General features: G+C 65.4%; 5 protein-coding genes. All 5 read right to left on the reverse strand.

The features are described from left to right. Positions 1-187 precede the first annotated feature (187 nt). Complete coding sequence (locus IEY36_RS30300) at positions 188-352, reverse strand: DUF3309 family protein (RefSeq protein WP_188973215.1); 165 nt, start codon at positions 350-352, stop codon at positions 188-190. A gap of 86 nt (positions 353-438) precedes the next feature. Further along, on the reverse strand, positions 439-717 hold the full coding sequence (locus IEY36_RS30305) for a glycine zipper domain-containing protein (protein ID WP_229681726.1): 279 nt from the start codon (positions 715-717) through the stop codon (positions 439-441). A gap of 16 nt (positions 718-733) precedes the next feature. Further along, positions 734-1,174, reverse strand: coding sequence for a Rap1a/Tai family immunity protein (locus IEY36_RS30310; RefSeq protein ID WP_188974046.1), 441 nt, complete (start codon positions 1,172-1,174; stop codon positions 734-736). A 130-nt stretch (positions 1,175-1,304) separates the two neighbouring features. After that, positions 1,305-1,652 (reverse strand): hypothetical protein, encoded by a 348-nt coding sequence (locus tag IEY36_RS30315; RefSeq protein ID WP_188974048.1) that lies wholly within the window; start codon positions 1,650-1,652, stop codon positions 1,305-1,307. Between the two features lie 48 nt (positions 1,653-1,700). Then, positions 1,701-1,943, reverse strand: a complete 243-nt coding sequence (locus IEY36_RS30320) for a hypothetical protein (protein WP_188974050.1) — start codon at positions 1,941-1,943, stop codon at positions 1,701-1,703. Positions 1,944-2,253: the final 310 nt, after the last annotated feature.

Consider the following 2,253-nt stretch of genomic DNA (forward strand, 5'->3'; position numbering starts at 1 on the left):
GCACCAAAGCCGTCCAACATTACCGTTCCCAGGTCGCTACCACGCCTCCATTACCCGATCAGGCCCGTTTCGCAGGGGTCTCCGACGGGCGCAGCAACAGCCCCCGCGGCTCGGAACGCTACATTCGACGAGGCCGATCTCCGCCTACCAGCCAAGGTGCCCCGACCGAATGTTCGGCCAGGGCAAATCAGATCCGGCCGAGCAGCACGAGAATGAGCACGATGATCAGCACCGTGCCAAGGACGCCGACGCCGCCATGGCCGAAGCCATAGCCATAGCCGCCGACCACCCCGGTGAAGCCACCCAACAAGGCGATGACGAGGATGATGAGCAGGATCATTCCGAGCGACATGGTGTCTTCTCCTTGAGCTGTTCGAATGCACGGCACCCGACGATGGTCTTCAGCGCGTGCCGCCGCGCGCAGCGGCCAACTGCTGGTCAGTAGTTGCGGTTGTCGCGGTACCCGCTGTTGTTCCTCGAATAATAGGGCTGCCGGGACTGTTGGGACTGGCCGTAGAGGTAGCCGCCACCGGCGCCGACACCCGCGCCGAGCAAGGCGCCGAGGCCGGCGTTGCCGCTGAAGGAACCCACGACGCCGCCGAGCGCCGCACCGCCGAGGGCGCCGATGCCCATGCTCTGCTGCGTGGGCGTCATGTCGGCGCAGGACGCCAGGCCAAGACCGCCCAGGAGGAGGAGTGCACGTTGCGTTGAGCGCATGTTCATCTCCTGCGTCTCAGCGTGCGCGGCGCGAGCTGCGCGACGGGGGGCTCGCCGGGCAGGGAAAGGTCGCCTGCGCCCAGCGGAGCAGGCCGTCGAGTGCTGGCTCACTGCCGTATTGCGTGTTCTCGCGTGCCCAGGCGGCGAAGGCGATGCCGGACTGGGCCACCGTCGGCCCCGGCACTGGCACGCAGAACAGGGGCCGCGCCGGCCCGCCCTGCGGATACAGCAGGGCATGATATTGACCGAAGCCGGTCAGGAAGCCCTGGCAATAGGCGATGGCCTCCAGGCGAGGCACCCCGCCCCAGGCAGGATCACAGATGGCGGCGAGTTCGGTCGCCGTCTGGACGTGGGTGACGATGGCCGGGGCGGGCGCGCCCTGTGCCATCGCTCCCGCCGCCGGGATCGCGGCGCTTCCAAGCGCCAGAGCCAATGCAACGGCAGTGACGGTTCGCATGACTATGTTCTCCAATGCTGCGGGCGTCGTCGATTCAGCCGGGCCAGTGCCCCCATCGCCGGACGCCCCTGCCGAGGTGCGCGTTCCCGCCGGGGCGAGCCCCATCCCGGGCAGCCCTGACGGACTGCTGTCAGTCGTTGTCGCGTCCATGGCCGCGGCCCGGCGGATTGTTGCGGTTGGGATTGTTGCTGCGGCTCTGTCCGTAGTTGGGGTTCGGCCTGTAAGAGGGCGTTGGCCTGTAGTTTGGCGGTGGCCTGTAGTTGGGCGCCGGTCTGTAGGTATTGCCCTGCCATGACCGATGCGACTGGTCGTACAGATACCCGCTCGAAGCGCTCGGGTAGCGATATGGTGTCACGAAGCCCGAGTTGCCGCTGAAGGTGCTGCCATATGGTTGCGGGTAATATCCGTCGCTAACGCCGACACAGCCGGTCAGCCCAAGGCCCGCGATCACCAGAACGGCAGGATGTAGCAAGCGCATGGCGGTCTCCTTCGGCTCGGCGTGGGTCACACGACGCGATGACTAGCTCTAACGCGAGCCAGTTGTCCCGATGGCGCGATCGACGGCGCGCCCCGCCGCCGTGCCAGGCGGGTTGTCCGGCATGCCATCGGACTGCATCGGGTAGGCGCCGGAGACATTGCTGCCCGCAGCCCGGTCCAATGCACCCGTGGCCGCCGTGCCGGGCGGGTTAGCGGGGCTGGCCTGTCGCTGCTCGCAGGCGCCGACGCCGAGAGCCAGGAGCACGACTGCGAGAAGTCGGAAGGACATCATGAAAATTCCTCCCCATGAAGGTTGGCATGCGAACGCAACCACGCACGGGGTGCAATGATTCCAATTGCACGACCAGCCCATTCGATGTTTTCAACTTTGAACTCTTAGGCAGTCTCGAACGTTGATATCCATCAAGGCAGAGAAAAATTCTCACGGATGCCTTCCGACTTACCTCAAGCTGAATCTTTGGATGCATCCGCAAGGTGATCGAGCACAACGTTTCAAGTTGGACACCTCCAGAAACCCCTCGTCACGATGACCGCTTGCTGATTCACTGACCCGGGTCGGCGCGAGGGATGGCGATGGTTGG

It is taken from the genome of Neoroseomonas lacus (assembly GCF_014644535.1).
Taxonomy (GTDB): Bacteria; Pseudomonadota; Alphaproteobacteria; order Acetobacterales; family Acetobacteraceae; genus Neoroseomonas; species Neoroseomonas lacus.